Genomic DNA, 2,357 nt, shown 5'->3' with positions numbered 1-2,357 from the left:
GATCCCGAAGAACCCCGGATCGAAGTCGGCCACACCGTCGAGGAAGCCACCCTCCCGGGCATAGCTCTTGCCCGCTCGGCCCGGTTCGGGGTCGTAGAGGTCCGCCATGTCCCAGCCCCGGTCCGCCGGGAAGGTGGAGATGCCGTCCCTGCCCTCGACGACCAGCCGCCACAGGTCCTCCGGCGACTGCACACCACCCGGGAAACGGCAGCTCATCCCGACGATCGCCACCGGCTCGTCCACCGCACCGGCGCTCGCCGACACTGCCGCCGAAGCCTCGGCGCCACCGAACAGCTCCCCATCCACATAGGCCGTCAGCGCGCGCACGTTCGGATGGTCGAAAGCCAACGTCGACGGCAGCGCCAGACCCGTCACCGCACCCAGCCGGTTACGCAGCTCCACCGCCGTCAGCGAATCGAACCCCAGGTCGCCCAACGACCGGTCCGCGCCCACCGCCTCGGCATCGCGGTACCCCAGCACGCCGACCACCTCGGTCCGCACCAGCCCCAGCAGCTCGCGCGCACGCTCGGCCTCGGACAGGCCTGCCAGCCGCGCATGCAAAGACGAGTTCTCCGCGCCAGTGCCGGCGCCCGGGGCCTTCGTCGCCTCGCCCGAGCCCGCACCCGAGCCGCCCGCGCCGGACAGCACACCGCCCGGCCAGAACCGCTCGCGCTGGAACGCGTACGTCGGCAGTTCCACCAGCGTGCCCGCAACCGCACTTGCACCGGAGCCGGCACCAGCACTCGACCAGTCCACCGTCACACCCCGCACATGCAGCACGGCGAGCGCCGTCATGAACGCCTGCGGTTCGCCACGGTTGCCGCGCAGGGCGGGTACGAAGACGGGGTCTGCCTCGGAGCCGGGGACGCACTCCTGTCCCATGGCCGACAGCACACCGTCCGGGCCCAGCTCCAGGAACGACGTCACCCCATGCCCTTGGAGCGCTTCCACGCCGTCCAGGAACCGCACGCTCTCCCGCACATGCCGCACCCAGTACTCGGGGTTCCGGACCTCTTCGCCCGAGGCGAGGCGACCGGTCACGTTCGACACGAGGGGGATCCTCGGGGCATGGAACGTCAGCCGCTCCGCAACCGAGCGGAAGTCGTCGAGCATGGCGTCCATGTGCGGCGAGTGGAAGGCGTGGCTCACACGCAGCCGCTTGGTCCTGCGGCCCTCGGTCCCGAAGTGCGCAGCGATCTTGAGGACCGCCGCCTCATCTCCCGAGACCACCGTGGCCGACGGACCATTGATGGCGGCGATCGAGACGCCATCGACCAGCAGCGGCAGGACCTCGTCCTCCGACGCCTGCAAGGACACCATCGCGCCGCCCGCCGGGAGCGCCTGCATCAGACGGCCCCGCGCGGCCACCAGCGCGGCAGCATCTTCGAGGGACAGCACCCCTGCCACGTACGCGGCCGACAGCTCACCGATCGAGTGACCCAGCAGATAGTCCGGCTTCACACCCCACGACGTCACCAGCTCGAACAGCGCCACTTCCAGCGCGAACAGACCCGCCTGCGTGAACTGCGTCTGATCCAGCAGCTCCCCCTCGCCCTCACACTCACCCTGACCCTGACCCTCGCCGAAGACCAACGCACGCAGCGGCCGCTCCAGATGCCGGTCCAGGTGCGCGCAGACCTCGTCGAACGCGTCCGCGAAGACGGGATACGTCTCGCACAGTACTCGGCCCATTCCCGGGCGCTGGGCGCCTTGGCCGGAGAACAGCAGCGCCGTACGGCCGGGTGACACCGTGCCCTCGACCGCGCCGGGTGTCGGCCGCCCGGCGGCGAGCGCGGCCAGGCGCTCCATCAGTTCCGCACGGGACGCGCCGACGGCGGCGGCCCGGTGTTCCAGTGCCGCCCTGGTGGTCAGCAGTGAGCGGGACACGTCCGCCGGGGACAGGGAGCGCCCCTCGTCCCCCGCGAGGAAGGCGTGCAGCCGGTCGGCCTGTGCGCGCAGCGCCTCGGTCCCACGCGCCGACAGCACCCAGGGGACCACCGTCCCGTCCGGCAGCGGTGTCCGAGCAGAGCCTCCGGACTCCGCAGGTACCACGGCATCCGGCTGCTCCAGGACTACATGGGCGTTCGTGCCGGAGACCCCGAACGCGGAGACCCCGGCCCGGCGAGGGCGCTCGGAGTTCGGCCATGTCCGCTGTTCGGTGAGCAGTTCCACCGCACCTGCCGACCAGTCCACTTCGTGGGTGGGCTTGTCCACGTGCAGGGTCTGCGGCAGCACACCCTCCCGCATCGCCATGACCATCTTGATCACGCCGGCGATGCCCGCCGCCGCCTGGGTGTGGCCAATGTTGGACTTCACCGAGCCCAGCAGCAGGGGCTGCTCGGCCGGACGGTCCTGAC

General features: G+C 71.2%; 1 protein-coding gene. It reads right to left on the bottom strand.

Annotated elements, in window-relative coordinates:
* Positions 1–2,357, bottom strand: a 2,357-nt coding sequence (locus tag ABEA26_RS35755; RefSeq protein ID WP_345598213.1) for a type I polyketide synthase, incomplete at both ends; no start/stop codon positions are given.

This window comes from Streptomyces marokkonensis (genome assembly GCF_039539045.1).
Taxonomy (GTDB): Bacteria; Actinomycetota; Actinomycetes; order Streptomycetales; family Streptomycetaceae; genus Streptomyces; species Streptomyces marokkonensis.
Note: the sequence above shows the minus strand (reverse complement) of the source record. Positions and strands in the feature narration are given on the sequence as shown.